At 33.4% G+C, this 21,359-nt stretch carries 11 protein-coding genes; 10 read left to right on the plus strand and 1 reads right to left on the minus strand.

Translation table 11 applies throughout. The features are described from left to right. Positions 1–5: 5 nt before the first annotated feature. Both FEM21_RS05075 and FEM21_RS05080 read left to right on the plus strand, forming a co-directional pair. Positions 6–740: a rhamnogalacturonan acetylesterase gene (locus tag FEM21_RS05075; RefSeq protein ID WP_035658581.1), complete on the plus strand. Its 735-nt coding sequence runs from the start codon at positions 6–8 to the stop codon at positions 738–740. Between the two features lie 7 nt (positions 741–747). Beyond that, positions 748–2,106, plus strand: a complete 1,359-nt coding sequence (locus FEM21_RS05080; RefSeq protein ID WP_035658584.1) for a glycoside hydrolase family 28 protein — start codon at positions 748–750, stop codon at positions 2,104–2,106. 94 nt (positions 2,107–2,200) lie between these two features. On the opposite strand, the gene FEM21_RS05085 is transcribed toward FEM21_RS05080, so the two are convergent. Continuing rightward, entirely contained in the window at positions 2,201–2,746 is a 546-nt protein-coding gene (locus FEM21_RS05085; RefSeq protein WP_035658586.1) for a sigma-70 family RNA polymerase sigma factor, read from the minus strand. A 378-nt stretch (positions 2,747–3,124) separates the two neighbouring features. Between FEM21_RS05085 and FEM21_RS16145 the strand changes: the two genes are divergently transcribed. The 8 genes from FEM21_RS16145 to FEM21_RS05135 all read left to right on the plus strand — a co-directional run bounded on the left by FEM21_RS16145 (position 3,125) and on the right by FEM21_RS05135 (position 21,325). Beyond that, the gene (locus FEM21_RS16145; RefSeq protein WP_051627483.1) at positions 3,125–9,307 is read left to right on the plus strand and encodes a pectate lyase family protein; all 6,183 of its coding nucleotides are present in this window, start codon (positions 3,125–3,127) and stop codon (positions 9,305–9,307) included. Continuing rightward, positions 9,304–10,005 carry a hypothetical protein gene (locus FEM21_RS05100; RefSeq protein ID WP_035658589.1) on the plus strand — a complete coding sequence of 234 codons (702 nt, stop codon included), beginning with the start codon at positions 9,304–9,306 and terminating at the stop codon, positions 10,003–10,005. The genes FEM21_RS16145 and FEM21_RS05100 overlap by 4 nt, the downstream gene beginning before the upstream one ends. Before the next feature lie 286 nt (positions 10,006–10,291). Further along, the gene (locus FEM21_RS05105; protein WP_035658592.1) at positions 10,292–11,431 is read left to right on the plus strand and encodes a FecR family protein; all 1,140 of its coding nucleotides are present in this window, start codon (positions 10,292–10,294) and stop codon (positions 11,429–11,431) included. A gap of 167 nt (positions 11,432–11,598) precedes the next feature. Beyond that, positions 11,599–15,135, plus strand: a complete 3,537-nt coding sequence (locus FEM21_RS05110) for a TonB-dependent receptor (protein ID WP_081824639.1) — start codon at positions 11,599–11,601, stop codon at positions 15,133–15,135. Between the two features lie 18 nt (positions 15,136–15,153). Then, positions 15,154–16,977: a RagB/SusD family nutrient uptake outer membrane protein gene (locus tag FEM21_RS05115; RefSeq protein ID WP_035658594.1), complete on the plus strand. Its 1,824-nt coding sequence runs from the start codon at positions 15,154–15,156 to the stop codon at positions 16,975–16,977. A gap of 27 nt (positions 16,978–17,004) precedes the next feature. Continuing rightward, positions 17,005–18,609 carry a DUF5123 domain-containing protein gene (locus tag FEM21_RS05120; RefSeq protein WP_035658596.1) on the plus strand — a complete coding sequence of 535 codons (1,605 nt, stop codon included), beginning with the start codon at positions 17,005–17,007 and terminating at the stop codon, positions 18,607–18,609. A 128-nt stretch (positions 18,610–18,737) separates the two neighbouring features. Next, positions 18,738–20,207 (plus strand): right-handed parallel beta-helix repeat-containing protein, encoded by a 1,470-nt coding sequence (locus FEM21_RS05130; protein WP_051627484.1) that lies wholly within the window; start codon positions 18,738–18,740, stop codon positions 20,205–20,207. Between the two features lie 131 nt (positions 20,208–20,338). Beyond that, positions 20,339–21,325: an alpha/beta hydrolase gene (locus tag FEM21_RS05135; protein ID WP_035658599.1), complete on the plus strand. Its 987-nt coding sequence runs from the start codon at positions 20,339–20,341 to the stop codon at positions 21,323–21,325. The last annotated feature ends 34 nt before the right edge of the window (positions 21,326–21,359 follow it).

Raw genomic sequence — 21,359 nt, forward strand, 5'->3', positions numbered from 1 at the left:
AAATTATGAGAATTAAATTATTCCTTTTTTTATTAATTGCCACGAGTTGCTTGGCACAAAAAAAGACAACGATTTATACTATTGGTGATTCGACCATGGCAAATAAAGCCAATCCAAAACAAAATCCGGAACACGGATGGGCTCAGGTTTTACAACAATTTTTTGATAATACCGTGGTGGTGGATAACCGAGCGCAGAACGGTCGCAGTACACGTAGTTTTATCAACGAAAAACGTTGGGATTCTATTTTAAAAACATTAAAAAAGGGCGATTATGTTTTTATCCAATTTGGGCATAATGACCAAAAAGAAAATAAACCAAGTGTATATACTAATCCGCGTACGGCTTACCGCCAGAATCTAATCAAATTTGTGACTGAAGCTCGTGTTAAAGGTGCGACTCCGGTTTTGTTCTCATCAATTGTTAGAAGAAATTTTAATGCAGAAGGAACTTTAGTTGATACGCACGGATTGTATCCGTTAGAAACCAGATTAGTGGCTACTGATTATAAAGTTCCGTTTATTGATTTACAATATTTAACGGAATTATTAGAGGAATCTTATGGTGTTGAAGGTTCTAAGAAATTACATTTGCATTTTAATGCAGGTGAAAGTACTTTCTTCAAAACCGAAAAGCATGATGATACACATTTATCATTACTTGGTGCTACAGAAATAGCTAAATTAGTGGTAGCCGAATTGAAAAAAACAGATTTAGATTTAAAAAAACGTATTAAATAAGTAAAGTATGAAAAGCAATTCTTTTTATTTTGTCCTGTTGTTGTGTTTCAATGTTTTGTGTTCGCAAACTAAAAGTGTAGATAAAAAAGTTGAAATAGAAAGAATTGTCAATAGTATTCAGTTGCCTGTAATTCCAAAATATCAAGTTACGGTTACGCAATTTGGTGCCAAAGGCGATTCGGTTACTAATTGTAAAGCTGCTTTCGATAAAGCAATGAAAGCCTGCGCTAAAAAACAGGGAGGGACCATTATTGTACCTAAAGGAGTTTACACGATTAACGGACCGATTCATTTTGTTAGTAATGTAAAATTGCATCTGGAAACCGGAGCTAAAATACGTTTTGGATCAAATCCGGATGATTATCCTTTAGTTTTAACAAGTTGGGAAGGAACTATGTTGTATAATTATAGTCCGTTAATTTATGGAAATAATGTCGAAAATGTAGCCATAACAGGAAACGGAATTATTGATGGAGAAGCTAAAGATACCTGGATCAAATGGAAACCGCTGGAAGGAAAAGACAAAGAGTTGAGCAGAGAAATGAATCACACTAATGTTCCTTTAAAAGAAAGGGTTTTTGGTAAAGGTCATTATTTAAGGCCACAATTAATTCAGTTTTTGGATTCTAAGAATATTTTGCTTGAAGATGTAAAAATCGAAGATTCTCCTTTTTGGTGCGTGCATTTGCTAAAATCTAAAAATATTACGTTACGCGGTTTAAAATATGATGCCCAAAACAATAATAATGACGGAATTGATCCTGAATATTCCAGTAATATTTTAATCGAAAATATTAAGTTTAATAATGGTGACGATAATGTGGCTATAAAGGCTGGGAGAGATAACGAAGGGCGTGATAATTCAGGTTTTCCATCAGAAAATATTGTTGTTAGAAACTGTGATTTCAAAGGTTTACACGCTATTGTTATTGGTAGCGAAATGTCGGCTGGAGTTCGTAATGTTTTTGTAGATAATTGTAAAGCTAGCGGTTATTTGAAAAGAGGAATTTATATAAAAACGAATTCTGATCGAGGAGGTTATGTGAAAGATTTATATTTCTCTAATATAGCTTTTGGAAAAGTAGAAGATTGTATCTACATGACTGCAAATTATCATGGAGAAGGCGGTGGTTTGTATCCGTCAAAAATTTCAGATATTTCAATTTCGAATGTGAGTTGCGAATCGGCTTCGAATGCTGCAATTATCATCGAGGGGTTTCCGGAAAAGAAAGTTGAAAATGTTGTTTTAGACAGAATTACTGTGAAATCAGCTAAAAACGGAATGACTTTAACAAATACACAAAATATAAGTGTAAACGAAATTATAATTGGTGATAAAATAGGTGTTCCAAGTTCGGTGAAATAATACAGTCAGCTTTTAATTTAGGCTATAGCTAAAAAAAAAACAGGCTTCAATCATTTAACTTGATTGAAGCCTTTTTTTATTGGAATTACTTTGCTTAATTTCTAAATAATAAATACAATGTGCCAATAAGGGTAAGTGTACTGCTGTTTTCAAATTCTCTTAAAAAAGCATAAGCTCTCTTCATTTGTGTTTTTACAGTATTGATAGAGATATTGTACATTTCGGCAATTTCGGCATAACTATGTCCTTCTACAATATGAGACATAAAAATTTCTCTTCTCGCTTGAGGAATTTTCTCTACAAGTGTTTCAATTTTAGGTTTTTTGTTCTCTTCGCTATTTTCAAAAATTGTTTGTTCTTCCATTTTTGGAAGAATTATTTTTTTAGTATCAATACTTATTGTTTTGCTTTTTTCTAAGTGCTGCAAACTTAAGTTTTTGATAGCTCTTGTTCCGTATGCTTTAAATGAAGTCGTAAAGTTTATAGCTTCTTCTTTTTCCCATAGATAAATAAAAAAATCCTGTACTACATCTTTTGCTACATCTTTATCCTTAGTTATGTTAAAAGAAACTAAAGAAAAATAGGCAAAATGCTCTTTGTACAGGCTTTCGAATATTTTTAAATCTTTATGAGAAGACATTAGTAAAATGAGATTTGTTAGTGTTGTAATAGATTACATTAATCAAATATAGAATAAAAAGTTCTTTTTTTTTAGGTATATGTAAAAATAAGTAAAATATTTTATTAATCGCGTCACCCTAAAACATTTTTTTTGTAACAAATATTTAACAATTAACTAAAACAGAATTAAATGTCTTTTTTATAAAACAAAATTCATAATTCAAAAAAATGATGATTTTAAATTATTAACCCGCTAAATCTATTTATCTATGAAATAAAACTTTTTAAACAAAGAAGTGCATAAAAAAAATCGGAAAATAGTACCAGTATTTCCCGATTTAGTAATGTGTTTCAAACGACGTATCGAAATTTAATCATTTAAAAACCAACCAAAATTATGAAAAAAATTTTACTTTATCTCGCCGTTCTTTTTACATCGCTGCAAATGTATTCGCAATCAGTAACTATTACTGAGTCAGCTGGATGGCTAGAGTCTGCGTATGTAAAATGGCAGCCCGTGTCTGAGGCGCAGAGCTATAATGTTTATTATAGTGGTAATGGTATTACTAATCAAAAAATAGATACCCAGCTTATTCGAAGTTATGGGACTTATTTTCGAGCTGATGTTCTGGGGCTGGCAGCAGGAACTTACACGGTTACTGTGAAACCTGTTGTCGCTGGAGTTGAGGGCACGGGAACTACTACACAAAATATAACTGTTTTAGCTCATGACCGTAACGGTTTTGCGTTTCAAGGCGGGCGTATTCCAGGAGCTTACAATATAGATGGAACAGTAAAATCTAATGCTGTTATAGTATATGTTACCGAGAATACAAAAAACACGGTTTCATTAAATGTTACCGGAGCAACAACGAATCCATGTGTTGGAATTCAAAATATTTTGTTTGGATTTAAAAAAGGTGCTGATACACGACCTTTAATTGTTCGTCTGATAGGAAATATTACTGATATGGATGTTATGGATGGCGGTGATATCGTAATTGAAAATAAAAATAATGCTTCCGGTTCGATAACTTTTGAAGGTGTAGGTAATGATGCTGTTTGTAATGGATGGGGAATACGATTAAAATCGGCATCAAATATAGAAATTAGAAACCTGGGTACTATGAATGTTAATAGTACTGCTGGTGATAATATTGGTTTGCAGCAGAGTAATGATCATGTCTGGGTGCATCATAATGATATGTTTTATGGTAATGCTGGTAGTGATGCTGATCAAATAAAGGGTGATGGATCATTAGATAATAAAGGGTCTACTTATTGTACATTTTCATATAATCGTTTTTGGGATAATGGTAAATGTAGTCTTTTAGGATTGAGCGAAAATATAACTACAGGTTTGTATGTTACCTACCATCATAACTGGTTTGATCATTCAGATTCACGTCATCCGCGTGTACGTTTTTATTCAGCTCATATTTATAATAATTATTATGATGGAGTTTCTAAATATGGTGCTGGCTCTACTTTAGGTTCATCATTGTTTATTGAGAATAATTATTATCGTAATTCTAAATATCCAATGCTAACTTCGATGCAGGGTACTGATGTATGGAGTAGTTCAAAGCAGGCTAATGATCCGGGAAATATGGGAACTTTTTCTGGTGAAAACGGAGGGACAATAAAGGCTTTTAATAATACTATGGATACAGATATTGGTACTAATACGATGCGATTTGTAGCTTATGGAGATACGAATCCTTTGTATAATATTTCAGGGAAAATTAGCTCAACAGTTGATTTTGATGCTTATGTAGCTGCTACTAGAGGAGAGCAGGTTCCTAATACGGTAAAATCTTTTGCAGGTGCAAATGTTTATAATAATTTTGATACCGATCCGGCATTGTATGTTAAAAATTTGATTCCAGATTCTCCTGAAGTTGCAAAGGCGAAAGTTATTCAATACTCAGGTCGTGTAGGAGGAGGAGATTTTAAATGGACTTTTAATAATGCTACTGATGATACTTCTTATGCTGTAAATGCTCCATTAAAAGCGGCTATTACTAATTATAAATCAGCACTAGTTTATGTGCAGGGAGAGTCTCAGCCAAGTAATCAAAAACTTACTGTAACTACTTCAAATGCGGAGCAAACAGTAGTAGAAGGGAATTCTATTGAAACTGTGATTTTTACTTGGAGTGGTGATGCAACTGATGCTACGGTGACTGGATTGCCAGCATCAGGAATTAGTTTTGTGAAGAATGCTGTAGCTAAAACGATTACTGTTTCGGGCACGCCAACCGCTACGGTTTCTTATTCTGTTGCTACTACTGGAACTGTAGGAACTCCAACAACTGTATCGGGAACTATAACGGTAATGACTCCTGGTACTTCAGGGGACAATGAGATACATGACTTTACTGCATCGGGCAAAATAAGTACTTTTTATACTATAACTGGAAATATGAATTCCACTAATGGAACTCAAACATACGATGGTTTGAATTTAACTGCTCGTTTAAAAATGGAAAGTGCTACAACCATTACTTACATGACTACTGGAGTATCCGCTTTAACATTGGTTTTTGATAATACTTTTACAGGAAAAGTAAAACTTAATGGAACATCTTATACGGCAGTTGCAGGTATAGTTACTGTGCCTTCGCTTCCAGCAGGAACATATACTATTGCTAAAGGAGATACGACTAACTTATTTTATATTAAAACAGTATATGATGCGCCAACATTAGTAACGCCAACAATTATAGATTTTTCGATTGCTAATAAAATTGTTGGTGATGCTCCTTTTACATTGTCAGCTCCAACAAGTAATAGTACAGGTGGTTTTACATATACAAGTAGTGATACAAGTGTGGCTACAATAAGCGGAAACACGGTTACTATTGTAGGCGCAGGTTCATCGACAATTACTGCAAATCAAGCTGCCAGTGCGGGTTATACTGCCGGAAGTATTTCGGCAACATTAACGGTGTCAGCGGCTGTGACAAATGATAAATCGGATGTTTGGGATTTTGGAGCACAACAATTAGATGCTGCTTTGTATAATAATAAATTAGATGTAGCTACAATTAATTCATGGTATCCTGGTACTCATGTTGTGGGAACGGCTAGTACAGCTTATGTAATGCCTGCGTCATTTACAGCTGGTGATTTATCGTGGGTAGGTGGTTCAAATGATCGCCTTAGAACTAGTAACACTGCAATTACCAGATATGATTCTAATGTAGGTTCAGGTGCGACAGCAGGTTATTCAGGTAGAATTTATGTAAATGGATCAGCACAAGCAGCACGTTATTTAAGTTTCAATCTTAAAGAAAATGATGAATTAACTGTTGTTGCAAATTCAGATGCTGCAGGAATGTTAAACTTTGTATATCTTTCTGATGCAACAGTACAGTCAGAGTTAGCTGCAACTACAACTACAACAAATGAGTATAAATTTGTAGCTAAAAAAACAGGTGTATATAAAATTTATGATCAGATAAATAAACCAAGTTATTATCGAATTACCCGAAAACCAGCTGTTTTAACTGCAGTTTCAGGGGGTATTGATGTTACTAAAGCAACTGATATTCCTTCAGGATATACAGTTAATTTCACAAATGAATCTGGAAAGACCTGGACTGGCCTTGTGACTAATGGAAAATACAATGTTGATGTACCAGCAGGTTATACTTATACATTAAGTGTTGGGAATGCTAACGGGTATTTGGTAACCAGCGGTGAAACTTTTGCAGTAGCAGTAGGGGCAAATCTGCATAATATTGCTGTTACTAAAATAACGTTGTACACCGTAACAGGAAATATTACAGGTTTAGGTACTGATATTTCTAAGTTAAGTTTAAAATATACTCCGGATCCGGTTGCTAATGCGACTTACGTACCAGTGCCGGTAATCAATACTGCTACAGGAGTGTATTCAGTAAAATTAGAAGCTAATGTAAAATATACGATTTCAGGAGTTGGTGTTAATGAATATGAAATTTTAGCGAATACCATTACTTTATCGGCTAATGCAAATAGTAATATTGTTTTTACTGAAAAACCTAAATATAAAGTTACAGTAACTTCTGCTTCTTTAGATGCAAATCAGTTGGCTAAATTGGGCTTGGTTTTTACTAATATTAATGAAGCCGGAGTAAGCTATTCTTTTGCAGATATTAAGAATGTTAATTTACGTAACGGGGTTTATTCACTAACAGCTTTTGGGCTAGATGAATATCCTGTTGAGTTAGTTTCGACTTCAAATTTGAATGTTTCTAATGCAGCAGTTTCAAAAGCACTGACTTTTAGAACAGTAACTAATTGGTCATTTGATGATAAAGTGATCGCTAACGGAGCAACTGCTTATAAAGGAATGATTTTTACTGGTGCTGTTGCAAATGAAATCGCTAAAGGACATCTTAATGCTTCAGCCGGATCTACTATAAGTGTTCCTGTGGCTCCAAATCAAAAAGTGACGGTGACTTACTATTATGTGGCTAATTTTTCGATACAAGGTGGAGCTCCGGTTGTAACTACAAGTAATAGCACAGGACTTTTTGAAAAAGTAGACTATGTGTATTCGGGAACAACTCCGGGTAATGTAGTTATTTCAGTTAACTCAACAAGTTATTTTACAGATGTTACTGTTAGTTCGATTCTTTCTTATTCACCTGTAATTACGGTAGGGGTTAATAAAGATTATCAAACGATTAATGAAGCTTTAAAAGCAATTTCTCAAATGGTTCGTACTCCAGATCAAAGAGTAACGGTTGTTATTGATCCGGGTAATTATGAAGAAATGATTGTTGTAAACAGTGCAAATGTTACGTTTAAGAATGCTGCGGCTAAACCAAGTATTGCTCTTAAAAACAAAGGAGTCGATATTGATGGCAATGCAGTTCGTATAACTTCTTATTATGGTTATGGATATAGCTATTATAGCCAAGGAAACGATAATAAATGGAACGCTGATGTTTTAGCAGTAAATAAAGCTAATGATAGTTATAAGTACGAAAATGTTAGTGGTACAACAAACGGATCTTACTGGAATGCAACGGCAGTAATTGCTGCTAATGGTTTTGAGGCGAATGATATTATTTTTGAAAATTCATTTAACCAGTACATTTCTAAAAAAGAATCTCAGGATAAAGTGGTTATGTGGGCTGTGGGGAACAAAGGTCAGCGACCAATTGATTATGGTAATACGGCTGTTCAAAACAGAAGCTTTGTAGAAAGAGCGGCTGCTATTGGTATTCCTAACGGTGTTGATAAGACTGTTTTAAAAAACTGTAGAGTAGTAGGTCGTCAGGATTCGTTTTATGGAGGTGTAGGTTCGAGAGTAGTGGTTTACAAAGGCGCTGTAATGGGGGCTGTTGATTATATTTTTGGAGGAATGATTGGAGTATTCTATAAAACTGATTTTGTAATGAATGTGAGTGATGTTGCAGGAGATGCTTCTTATTTAACGGCCCCGCAACAAAGTTCAGGCAGAGGTTTCTTGTTGTACGAATGTAATGTTACTTCGGCAATTCCGGGAGTTGAAACAGCTTCTGCATACAGGGCTAAACCAGGTTATTTTGGTCGTCCTTGGTCTGCTAATACTAGTGAAGTGGTTTTGTATAAAACAAAAATCGAAACCTCTAATTTTCCTGGTTCTGAAGGTTTGTCTTTAATTGCTCCAGCGGGATGGACTAATTCTTTAGGTGGAACTTCTGATAATATTTATGAATTTGGAACAATAGAAAATTCAGGAATTTATAATACTCTGAATCGTGTAAGTTGGTCTAAGTCGCTTACAACTCCTAAGCTGGCTGATGGTTCAGATATTACAACCTTTAATTTTACAAAAGGAACTGATGGATGGGATCCTATTCCTTTATTGGAAACAATTCTGACATTGCCATCTGATAATTTTTCAGTGTTAGTTAGTAGTGCTACTTGTAATGGTGTGAAAAATGGTGCGATTACAGTTTCTTCTAAAGAAAAAACTTTAGTGTATAATGTTGCAATTAGTGATAAAAACCTAGTATTGAATACTGATAATAGCTATACAGCGACATTAAATAATTTGGCAGCAGGAACTTATGAGGTGTGTTTTACAACTACAGGTATTCCAAATTATAAGCAATGTTATGAAGTGAAGATCGAAGAGCCGGAAAAAATAGTAATTAGTTCTTTTGTTTCTAAAAATTCAAATACAGTTAAACTTACTATGAGTGGTTCAGAGCAGTATAAAGTGACTGTTAATGGGGTTGATGAAATAGTTGCTGGGAATGATTATACGGCAGCTTTAAAGTCAGGAACTAATACCATTACGGTAAGTACTGACCTGGAATGTCAGGGCGTTTTTAACGAAACTATATTTTTATCAGAAGGAATTCAATATTTTCCTAATCCAACATCGGGAGTTGTTCAGGTGTATTTAGCGGGAGAAGATAAAGAGGTAGCAGTCAAAGTTTTTAATCTTACCGGGAATTTAATATCCAGTTTTGTTAAACCTATTGAGAGTAATAGAAACTTTCAGTTAGAATTATCTTCTTACATGAATGGTGTTTATTTAATACAATTAGACGGAAAAACGATAAGTAAAACATTTAAAATTATAAAAAAATGAGAAAGCCATTAATTTATATAGTTCTTTTATTGGTTATTTTTAGTACAGCCTGCAGTAAAGATGATAATGAAAATACTGCTCCTGAATTAGGAGAACTTCACTTAAGTATTCCTTTAGATAATTCTACTTGCGAAGGAAAATCAATATCAAGTACTAAGTGTGAAGTTGTTTTGTCATGGGAGCCAACTAGTGATCAGGAGAGTTATACTTTAAAAGTGACTAATTTGCAAACTAGTAAAGTAGTCTTAATTCAAAATGATATTAAGACTACTTCGTATAAGCTTACCTTAGATAAAAATGTTCCTTTTTCCTGGGAGGTTTCGTCATTTAATGGTGCTTTAGAGAAAAAGAATAGTAGTTCTGTTTGGAAATTTTATGCTTCGGCGGGTGTGAGTGTTACAAATTATGCTCCTTTTCCAGCTGATTTGATTGCACCAATTCAGGATAAAATAGTAACAGCTGTTGATGGTAAAATTACTTTAAAATGGGCAGGTTCAGATACTGATAGTAGTGTTTTGAAATACACTGTTTATCTTGATAAAGTTGATGGAAAGCAAACTCCTGCAGCTACATTAACTAATTTGTCAGATACACAAATTAGTGTTGCTGTAGCTAGTGGAACGTATTATTGGAGGGTTAAAACTTCTGATGGGAATAGTAGTTCTTTTTCTCAAATTGTAAAGTTTACAGTTAACTAAAATATTTTATAAAATGTGTAAAAAATAGCCTGAAAATTTTCAGGCTATTTTTTTGCGTTTAAAGGAATTGATTTTTTTATAAGTGGCTCTTTTTTAGGTTTTAAAGTTGGTGTTTGAGTCGCTTCTGGATTATTTAATATTTAATTAGTTGTGTGTTATATTGTATTAAGAGCAAAATAAAAAGCTTATTTTTTTAGAATACTTAAAAAAATAAAAAATAATTGATTAAGCTGTCACCCTAAAATGCTATTTTCCTAACATAACTTTAACAGACAAGATAAATACGATGGACTCAAACCCTAATTTGATTAATATATTAAAGGAAATAGTAACTAATGGAAGTATTGATGCTTCTAAAATGGTACTGTTATCTCAGGAAGAACAAGAGCTGATAAAAGAACTTGAAAACAATGGTTTGCTTGAAGAAGCATTGTTGTATGTTGAATCAATGGATGCTGATAAAAGTTGGGATGAATTAAAGGAAAAGATCAATTCAAAGAAAAATCCCATTATAATTAATTGGAGAAATATTTTTCAATATGCAGCTGTTTTCCTGTGCCTTTTGGGGTTAGTTTATGTTTTTCAATATGAAACTAAAAGTCCGGTAAAAGTAGTAATCCCTGATGATGCCATTCAATTAGTTTTAGAAAATGGAGATATTCAGGTTTTAAGTGCTAACGGAGAGCAACAAATCATAAAAAAAGATGGTCAGGTGGTAGCTTCTCAAAAAGAGAATGCTATTAGCTATAATTCGAATAAGTCAATTGATAAATTGATTTATAATGAGATTAAAATTCCTTTCGGAAAAACTTTTGTAATTACTTTATCTGACGGAACTGTTGTTAATCTGAATGCAGGATCATCTCTAAAATATCCGGTTCAGTTTATTAAAGGCCATAGCAGAGAAGTTGTTTTAGAAGGAGAAGCTTTTTTTGATGTTACAAAAGATAAAAAACATCCTTTTATTGTAAAAACAAGAGGAGTTGATGTTAAGGTTTTGGGTACCAAATTTAATGTGAGTTCGTACAAAGAAGATGCTGATATCAATACCGTTTTAGTTGAAGGTTCAGTTAGTTTGTCAAGCGCATCAGCATCAAATGTTAATGAAATGTTAGTTCCTGGTGAAAAAGGAACCTGGAATAATGATAAAAAAGGAATTGCTGTTGAAAAAGTAGATACCCGAATCTACACTGAGTGGATGACAGGAGAATTGGTTTTTAGAAAAGCAAGTTTTAGAGATATTATTGTAAAGTTAGAACGCGTTTATAATGTTAAGATTCAAAATAAAAGAAGCGAGCTTTTAGATAAAAAATTCAATGCTAGTTTTAATAAAAACATTGAAAGTATTGAGACGGTATTAGAAACAATGAGTAAGATTCAGGATTTTACTTTTAAGAAAGAAGGAAAACTAATAAAAATAAACTAACTAATTTACTAACACATTAATAACTAATTCATGAAATAAGAATGTAATTTTTTTTAAGGAAGAAATACACCAAAAAAAATCGGAAAATAGTACCAGTATTTCCCGATTTAGTAATGTGTTTCAAACGACGTATCGAAATTAAAATCATTTAAAACCTATCCAAAATTATGAAAAAAATAATTAAAGGAAAATGGCTCAGTCCGTATTTACCTAAAATTAGCTTAAAGATGAAACTAACCACGTTATTGCTAATACTGTCTTTGGTAAGAATTGAAGCCAGTACATATTCTCAAAACACAAAGCTAACATTAAATGTAAACAACGCTTCTATTGAAAAGCTGTTCAATAAAATTGAATCTGTTTCAGAATATCGATTTTTATTTGAAAGCAATTTAATAGATCTGGATCAAAAAGTTTCTGTTAATGTTGAAAAAAAGAAAATAACCGAAATTTTAGAAAAAGTATTCAAAGGAACAGATATAGCTTATACTATAAATGATCGTCAGATAGTATTAGTGAAAAAGAAAGAACAAGCTGTTACTTCGGTTAGTACAACTTCAAAAACTATAGATATTCAGGAAATTAAAATTTCAGGAGTTGTAAAAGATGCTCAGGAAATGCCTATTCCGGGGGTTAATATTATAGAGAAAGATACTAAGAATAGTGTCCAAACTGATTTTGATGGGAAATTTACTTTACGTGTGCGTAGTTCAAATAGTGTTTTAGTCTTTTCATTTATAGGATATGAAACATTATCGAAAACAGTAGGACAAAGCACTAATTTAAATATAGTTTTAAAAGATGAAAGTGCAGCGTTAAACGAAGTTGTAGTAATTGGTTATGGAACAGCTAAGAAAAAAGATTTAACAGGTTCTGTAGTATCAATCTCTGGAGAGGATTTGAAAAAACAGCCCATTTCTAATGTAGCTGAAGCCCTAACAGGTCGTATGGCTGGTGTACAAGTTGCCTCTTCTGAAGGTTCTCCGGATGCTGATATTAAGATTAGAGTTCGTGGAGGTGGATCTTTAACGCAAGATGCTTCTCCTTTAATCATTGTAGATGGTTTTCCTGTAAATAGTTTAAGTGATATCTCATCTTCAGATATTGAAAATATTACTGTTTTAAAAGATGCTTCATCTACTGCTATTTATGGTTCCAGAGGTGCTAACGGGGTTATTATTGTTACTACAAGAACAGGTAAAGAAGGTAAAATAGCGGTAAGTTTTAACTCTTTTTTCGGGTTTAAAAAAATTGCTAAAACAATTGATGTTTTAGAACCTGGAGACTTTGTAAAATGGCAATATGAATATGCTTTGCTTAGAGATAGGGTAGATTCTTATGAAAAATATTTTGGATCATGGCAGGATCATGATCAGTACCAAGGTTTGAAAGGTAATAACTGGCAAAAACAAATTTATGGTCGAATGGGGGAAACACAAAGCCGTGATTTAGGAATTCGCGGAGGATCAGACAAAGTTAATTTTAATTTTAACTATGCGCATTATGACGAGAAAACCATTATGCAGGGTTCTGATTTTGTGAGAAACAACCTTTCTATGTCATTAAGAGCCAAAGCCGGAAGTAAAATTGATTTAACTTATACATTACGTTATTCTGATACTCAAATTAATGGAGGAGGGACAAATGAACAAAATGAAGTTTCAGCTGCCGATGCACGTTTGAGACATAGTGTTGGTTATTCACCAGTTCCCCTGCCAGGTTTAACAACTGATGATACAGATGAAGCACTTTCAAGTTATCTTGTAAATCCATTCGTATCAGTAAATGACAATCAGCGTACTCAAACTAGGAAAAACTTTAACATGTTAGGAAGTATTTCCTGGAAAGCAATTGAGAATCTTCAATTGAAATCAGATGTAGGTTTGGATAATTACTATAATTCAGATTATCGTTTTTATGGACGCTCTACTTATTACGCATTGAACAGACCTGCAGAAGAGAATCAAGGTAAACCTTCGTTAATGATAAGTGATGCTAAAAATGTAAGATTTAGAAGTGCTAACACTGCTAATTACGATTTTAGAAAATTCTTAGGTGATAAACATAGATTAAAACTTCTTTTAGGAGAAGAGATGATGGTATATCGTACTAATGAAGTTACAAGTGAAATTCAGGGATTCCCAAAGGATTTTGATTTTGGTACCGCAAAAAATCTTACTTCTCAAGGAACACCTTTAGTAGTAGATAATTTTTATAGCCCGGATGACAAACTGCTTTCTTTCTTTGGTCGTGTAAATTATGATATTAATGATCGTTATTTATTTACAGCAACTTACCGTATGGATGGTTCAAGTAAGTTTTTAGGAAATAATCGTTGGGGATACTTTCCGTCAGCAGCGGCAGCCTGGAAAATTAATGAAGAAAATTTCTTAAAAGATGTTTCTTGGATTGATGCACTTAAATTAAGATTTAGTTATGGACAAGCGGGTAATAATAATATTCCTGCAGGGCAAACAGTACAAACTTTTGAATCAAAAGTTACGACTTATGTGAACGATGCTTCTAGTTATTGGGCGGCATCAAATACATTATTTAATCCAGATTTAAAATGGGAAACAACTATAACTCAAAATATAGGGCTTGATTTTGATTTATTCAAAGGGCGTATTAATGGTTCTGTAGAGGTTTATAATAATAAAACAAAAGATCTTTTGATCAATTTCCCTATTCCTGGTTCTGGTTATGGTTCACAGTATAGAAATTTTGGATCTACTCAAAATACAGGTGTTGAAGCTTCTTTGAATTTAGTTGCAATCAATAAAAAAGATTACGGGTTGAACTTTTCTTTCAATGTAGGAGTAAATAAAAACAAGATTACTTCTTTAGGATCTTTAGAAAATTTATTAGCTAATACGGGTTGGGCTTCCACACAAATATCAGACGATTTTATGGTAAATGTAGGTCAGTCTATAGGTCAAATGAATGGCTATGTTAGCGATGGGCGTTATGAAGTTTCGGATTTTAATTATGATGCAGGAACAGGAAAATATACATTAAAAAGTGGTGTTGCCGATGCTACTGAAATTGTAGGTACACTTAGACCAGGTATGATGAAATTAAAAAATGTAGATGGTTCTGTAGATAATAAAATAACCACATCAGATAAAAAGGTTATCGGAAATGCTAATCCAAAACATACAGGTGGTATGGTGATTAATGCGAATGCTTACGGATTTGACTTATCAGCAGCTTTTAACTGGAGTGTGGGTAATGATGTTTATAATGCTAATAAAATAGAATTTAATACTTCTAATGATAATGGGCAATATAGAAATCTTACTACAGATATGGCTGATGGTACAAGATGGACAAATTTAGATCCAGCTACAGGAACTTTAGTTACTGATCCAGATGCTTTAACAGCGCTTAATGCTAATACTACGATGTGGTCTCCTTACATGAAAAATTTTGTTTTCAGTGACTGGGCAGTTGAAGATGGATCTTTCTTAAGATTAAATATGTTGTCATTAGGTTACACATTACCAGAAAAATTTGTTGCTAAAATTGGTCTTTCTAAGTTAAGATTTTATGCTACTGCTAATAATGTTTTCATTATTACAAAATATTCAGGTCTAGATCCGGAAGTGTCAACCAGAAGAAAAACACCACTTACACCGGGAGTTGATTATTCAGGTTTCCCTCGTAGCAGACAAGTAGTTTTAGGTTTAAACCTTAATTTTTAATTAAACAGTATTTTGAAGATGAAAAGACATATAATAATTTTAGGATTAGTGGTAGCAGGATTTTTAGGATCTTGTCAGGAATTAGATTCTGATTTTTTAGAATCGCCAGCTATATCAACTTTAGATGAATCTGTTATATTTTCCAGTGCTGATTTAGCAAAAGGTGCTGTTGATGGGATAAAAGATCAGTTTGGACAAACCAATTCTTACAGAGGCCGTTTTTTACCATACTATGGTTTAAATACTGATGCCGAATGGAATCTTAATTTAGGAGCTGGTGATGCCGGAGCTGATTTAAGTAATTATAATGCTACTCCAACTAATTCAGTAATGAATATTGATCCTTTAGGTAATTTGAATTCATTGAGTACATGGGGAATTATGTATTCTGGAATTGAAAGAGCTAATATTTGTATTCGTGGTTTACGTAGATTTGGTAATCCGGAACCAGGAACTGATCTTGGGTATTTATTAGGAGAGTCATTAACATTGCGTGCCGTTTATTATGCTGATTTATTAAAAGCGTTTGGAGATGTGGTAGCCCGTTTTGAACCTATCAATTCTGAAACTTTATATTTGGCAAAATCAAGCCGCGATGTTGTTTACAAACAAATTATTGCCGATTTAGGAGAAGCAGAAGCTTTGGTGCCATGGCCAAATGAAACAGCTAATACAAATACAACAGAAAAGGTAAACAAGACTTTTGTAAAAGCATTACGTGCACGCTTAGCATTGGCTGCCAGTGGTTTTCAAAGATATCCTGATGCAGTTCGTAGAAGTACCGACCCAGAACTTTCTGTTGAAAAAATGTATCAACTAGCATTAGATGAATGTCGCTCTATACTTAGTAATTCTTCAGCAGGACATTTAGAATCTTCTTTTGAAACATTATGGAAAAAATACAATCAGGAAAACATAACCGCAGGAGGAGAGTCTTTATGGGAAATCCCTTTTGCTTCAGGTCGTGGACGTATGCTGTTTACTTTTGCTGTTAAACATTCAGGAGTAGATCAATGGCAGGCTCAAGGTGCCAGAGGAGGAGCTTCTGGTCCGCTTCCAACCGTTTTTTATGATTTTGATCAGGCTGATAGCCGTAGAGATGTAACCTGTGTACCTTACAGATGGGGAACACCAGTAGATAAGGTTGCTAAACAGGAATTAGTAAAATTAGATACTTGGTATTTTGGTAAATTTCGTTACGAATGGATGACTCGTTTTGTAACTTCTTCTAATGATGACGGAGTTAATAAAATCTACATGCGTTATGCAGAAGTACTCTTGATGGCTGCTGAAACTGCTAACGAATTAGAGGGGCCTGCTGCTGCTGCACCATATTTGAAACAAATTCGTCAAAGAGCTTTTGCTCCTGCTGTACAAGCTGTTAAAGTAGATGCTTATGTAAATGCTTTAACGAGTAAAACGGCTATGTTTGATGCTATTGTAAAGGAACATAAATTTGAATTTACTGGTGAAATGGAGCGTAAGCAGGCATTAATCCGTTGGAACTTGTTAAAAACAAATTTAGAAGAGGCAAAAGTAAAAATGACTAATCTAAAAAATCGTTCTGGAGAATATGCTGATGTTCCAACTACTTTATATTATAAGTATAAAGAAGATAATGTTACTTTAGATATTTATGGGTTGAACAGAGGTGAAACGGTAAGTCCAGGTGTGGAATATTCGAGTTTTGATTGGACTAAGTTTGATGACGAAGCTTCAAAACCAAAAGTGATAAATCTTTTTAAAGTAGGTGTAAATCCTGATGACAGACAGTTCTGGCCAATATGGCAAGTTTATATCTCAGGTAGTAATGGTAAATTAACCAATGATTATAACTATTAAATTTTAAATAATAAACGATAAGTTATTATGATGAAAACAAAATATATTTTAAAAGGAGTATTGACATCAATATTCTTTATCTTGGTTTTCTCTGGTTGTGAAAGCTATAGTGAAGATGTAATAGATGAGTTACTGGTAGACAGAGCATTCTCTCCTATTGGAGTGACAGCCAGGGTTAGAAATCAGACAAATGTAGAGCTGAACTGGACAGCACGTGAAGGAGTTGATCATTATGTAGTTGAATTTAGTGCTGATGATGAAACATTTTCTACTATTTATAAAACGGTGAGTGTTTCTGCAGCTGAGTTGCCTGTTACTGTAGCCTTAGAAGGAGAGACAGTTTATTCTATTAGAATAAAGGCTGTTAGCGCTACAGGAGCAAATGATTCTAAATGGGTTATAGGTAAAGTTACTACGCTTAGTGAACAAATATTCACAAGTATAGTTGATGGGGATATTTTATCTAAAGAAGCTACACTTAGATGGATACCAAATAGTACAGTAACTCAAATCAATCTTGTTCCAGGAAATATTACTCATGTAATTACAGCACAGGAAAAAATAAACGGTGTTGCAACGATTACAGGTTTAAATCCTGAAACAGCTTACACGGCTACTTTATACAATGGAACAAAGAAACGCGGTGTACAAAATTTCACTACAGGTATTGATATAGGAGATGGTATTTTGGTAAAAAATACGGATGATTTATTAGTTGTAATTGCTAATGCTAATTCTGGAGCAAAATTATTCTTAGAACCTGGTGAATATAAATCATTTGGGGTAGATGGAGTAACTCCAAATACTGATATCGTATTGACAAAATCAATTACTATTAGTGGAATTCCAGGAAAAGCTAAACCTGTTTTACGTTATAAAGTGACAGTTAATGCTGGAACAAGTAATGTTTCTTTACTGGATTTAGAATTAGATGGAAGGGTATACAATACTAGTGGTGTACTCGAAAATATTACCAATGCAAGTGTTATTACTGTGGCGGGAGCCAGTTCAAATTATGGTGATTTTATAATTAAAGGATGTAAGATACATGATTTTACACGTGCTTTAATTGCTGCAAATGCTAGTACATCAAAGGTGAATTCCTTTACTGTTGAAAATAGTATAATAACTAATGTCAACACTAATGTTGGAGCTGATTTTATTGATTTCAGAAATACCTATGTAGCGAATGTTACTCTTAAGAATAGTACTTTTGAAAAATGTTCTAATCAGAGAGACTTTGTCCGTATAGATGCTGCAACTGGTTTTTCAGGAACCGGTTTGACTACTACAGTTTTGATTGATGCTTGTACTATTTACAATACTACAATGACAAGTTCAAACAGAATTTTATACGTTCGTTTTCTAAATAATGCATTGACGGTTCGTAAAACCCTATTTGCTAATACTGCTGCAATTTATTCAAATCAGGCAAATACAGCCAATCCTACTTTTTTAAATAATAATTATTTTAACTCAACAGGACTTCATACTACGGCAACTAAATTTGATAGTTCAGGTACTTTTACCCTTTTAGATCCGGGATTTGCAAACGCGGCAACTGGTGATTTTACTATTAGTAATCAAAATTTAAAAGATAACCTAATAGGTGATCCACTTTGGATTAAATAATCTTTAATAATTTAATTAAAAAATAAAGAGGTATGCATATAGCATACCTCTTTAGGTATAAACTGTTTTTTAAACGAATTTGTCATCTTTTTTCTTAATCAATTACATAAATCAATTTAAAGAAAACCATGAAATATATTTTAAACCTATTCTTTTTCTTCGTTCTTTTTTCCTGTTCTAAAGACGAAGTGAAAGCTTCTAATAATGATGATAATACTATTTATGTTTCGTCTATTACAGTATCTGGTTCAGATATTACAACAGGTAACACTACACAATTGAATGCTACTGTTTCACCATCAGAAGCCACTTCAAAAACATTAGCATGGACTTCTTCGGATACTAGTATAGCTACAGTTTCTTCAACAGGACTGGTTACAGCTCTTAAAAATGGTACGGTAACTATTACGGCAACAGTGGCAGATAAGAATACAATCAAAGCAACAAAAACGATAACTATTTCGTCTTTTATTGCGGCTCCTAAATATACTTATACCGTTTCTAATGCGACCGAATTACTTGCAGCTTTGTCTAAAGTTAAGGAAGGTGAAACAGTTTTTCTTAACGGTGGGAACTATATTATGAATGCCAGAATTAATTTGAATACTTCAGGAACTTCGGGTAGTGAAATTACTATTTTAGGTCAGACAGATGGAATTCGTGCTAAACTTGATTTTTCGTCAATGACAGAAGGAGATTCTAATCAGGGAATTGTAATTTCGGGAAGTTATATTCATATTAAAGCCATTGATATATACAATGCAGGTGATAATGGAATACAAGTCAAAGGAAATAATAATACAATTGAATTTTGTACTTTCTCAGAATGTTCTGATTCTGGTTTGCAAATTGATAGTGGAGCTTCTAATAATACGATTCTAAATTGTGATTCTTATTTTAATGCCGATTCTAAACTTGAAAATGCCGATGGATTCGCTTGTAAATTAACGGCAGGAATGGGGAATAAATTTATTGGATGCAGAGCCTGGCAAAATCTGGATGATGGCTGGGACGGTTATTTAAGAGGAACAGATAATATTACAACTACTTATACTAATTGCTGGGCGATTAAAAATGGTTATCTTAAAAATGAAACTAAGGGAGCCGGTGATGGAAATGGCTTTAAAACAGGAGGCAGCGATGATAAATTATTAAAACACAATGCTGTTTATAAAAATTGTATCGCTGCAGGAAATGTTGCTGATGGATTTGACCATAACAGTAATAGAGGTAATGTCGAAATTTATAATTGTTCGGCTTACAGTAACGGAAATAATTATAATTTCAGCAGTACTAATCCATTGGCAAAATTAACTCTTAAAAATTCTTGTGCTATTGGAGCTTTTGGTAGTGTTAAAGCAACAGTTTTAGATGTAACTAATAATGGTTGGCAAAACGGTTTGGTTACTGATGCTGCTGATTTTGAAAGTACAGATATTAGCCAATTAATTCAGCCAAGAAAAGCCGATGGTAGCCTACCAGATGTAACTTTTATGAAATTAAAAACTACAAGTAATTTGATAGATAAAGGAATTGCAATTGATGGTATTCCATATTTAGGTGTGGCTCCTGATTTGGGTGCGTTCGAATTAAAATAATAGTAAAAACGATTATAATAAATAGCTTAAAAATTAAGATTGTTTTTTTAAGTGGTTTGGTTTATGTATTTAAACCAAACCATTTTTTTATATTGCTCAATAGTTTATAACTGTATTTTAAAGAATTTAAGATGAACAAAATTAAAATTATTGCCAGTTGTTTATTAATGTTTACAATAACATCTCAGCTTCATGCACAATATTTAAAAGGACTGACTCAGGTCAGAGACACCTCTTTTGCTACGGCTAGTGCTTTTAAAAAAACATTAAAATACCATCCTAATACTACGATGGTTGCTAAAATGGATTTTGATTTTGTAAAGCAAAAAAATAACATTACTTATTGTAGTTATGGTAAACGCAAAATGAAACTGGATGTTTTTTTTGATAAAAATGTTACTGAAAAACAAACAGCAATTATTATCATTCATGGTGGTGGCTGGCGTTCAGGAAACAGAGAACAACATTATCCAATGGCGCAAAAACTAGCCAGTTTAGGTTATGTTTGTTTTACTCCCGAATACCGTCTTTCTACTGAAGCTCTTTTTCCGGCAGCTATTTATGATATCAAAGCGGCTATTCGCTGGGTTCGTGAGAATGCTAAGCAATATAATGTGAATCCTGACCAGATTGTAGCTTTGGGATTTTCGGCAGGAGGAGAAATGGCAGCTTTTATGGGAACTACCGGAAATATGCCGTTGTTTGAAGGCGTGGTAACCAATTCTAATTCGAAATCTCAAGTAAATGCAGTGGTGGATATCGACGGAACTTTATCTTTTGTGCATCCGGAAGGTGGTGAAGGTGATGACAGCAAGAATATTTCTGCCGGAACTTATTGGTTTGGTTATTCAAAAAAAGAAAATTTTAAACTTTGGGAAGCAGCTTCACCATTGAGTTATGTCAGTGCCAGTACGCCGCCAATAGTATTCATTAATAGTTCGGTTGCACGAATGCACGCTGGTCGTGATGATTTTAGAAAGGTTTTAGACAAAAACGGAATCTATTCAGAAGTACATGAATTTGAAAATTCACCACATACTTTTTGTCTTTTTAATCCTTGGTTCGAGCCTACGATTAATTACATAGATAGTTTCCTGAAAAAAGTTTTTAAGAAATAAAACCTAAGCTTATAAAAATAGAAAAGCCTCAAAA

Origin of the sequence: Flavobacterium seoulense, assembly GCF_000695795.1 — a bacterium.
GTDB classification, from domain to species: domain Bacteria; phylum Bacteroidota; class Bacteroidia; order Flavobacteriales; family Flavobacteriaceae; genus Flavobacterium; species Flavobacterium seoulense.

What these genes read in the sequence shown, in the direction of transcription:
- FEM21_RS05105 (WP_035658592.1), top strand. Translation starts at nt 10,292, where the DNA reads ATGGACTCAAACCCTAATTTGATTAATATATTAAAGGAAATAGTAACT.
- FEM21_RS16145 (WP_051627483.1), top strand. Translation starts at nt 3,125, where the DNA reads ATGAAAAAAATTTTACTTTATCTCGCCGTTCTTTTTACATCGCTGCAA.
- FEM21_RS05080 (WP_035658584.1), top strand. Translation starts at nt 748, where the DNA reads ATGAAAAGCAATTCTTTTTATTTTGTCCTGTTGTTGTGTTTCAATGTT.
- FEM21_RS05110 (WP_081824639.1), top strand. Translation starts at nt 11,599, where the DNA reads ATGAAAAAAATAATTAAAGGAAAATGGCTCAGTCCGTATTTACCTAAA.
- FEM21_RS05075 (WP_035658581.1), top strand. Translation starts at nt 6, where the DNA reads ATGAGAATTAAATTATTCCTTTTTTTATTAATTGCCACGAGTTGCTTG.
- FEM21_RS05100 (WP_035658589.1), top strand. Translation starts at nt 9,304, where the DNA reads ATGAGAAAGCCATTAATTTATATAGTTCTTTTATTGGTTATTTTTAGT.
- FEM21_RS05135 (WP_035658599.1), top strand. Translation starts at nt 20,339, where the DNA reads ATGAACAAAATTAAAATTATTGCCAGTTGTTTATTAATGTTTACAATA.
- FEM21_RS05130 (WP_051627484.1), top strand. Translation starts at nt 18,738, where the DNA reads ATGAAATATATTTTAAACCTATTCTTTTTCTTCGTTCTTTTTTCCTGT.
- FEM21_RS05115 (WP_035658594.1), top strand. Translation starts at nt 15,154, where the DNA reads ATGAAAAGACATATAATAATTTTAGGATTAGTGGTAGCAGGATTTTTA.
- FEM21_RS05085 (WP_035658586.1), bottom strand. Translation starts at nt 2,746, where the DNA reads ATGTCTTCTCATAAAGATTTAAAAATATTCGAAAGCCTGTACAAAGAG.
- FEM21_RS05120 (WP_035658596.1), top strand. Translation starts at nt 17,005, where the DNA reads ATGATGAAAACAAAATATATTTTAAAAGGAGTATTGACATCAATATTC.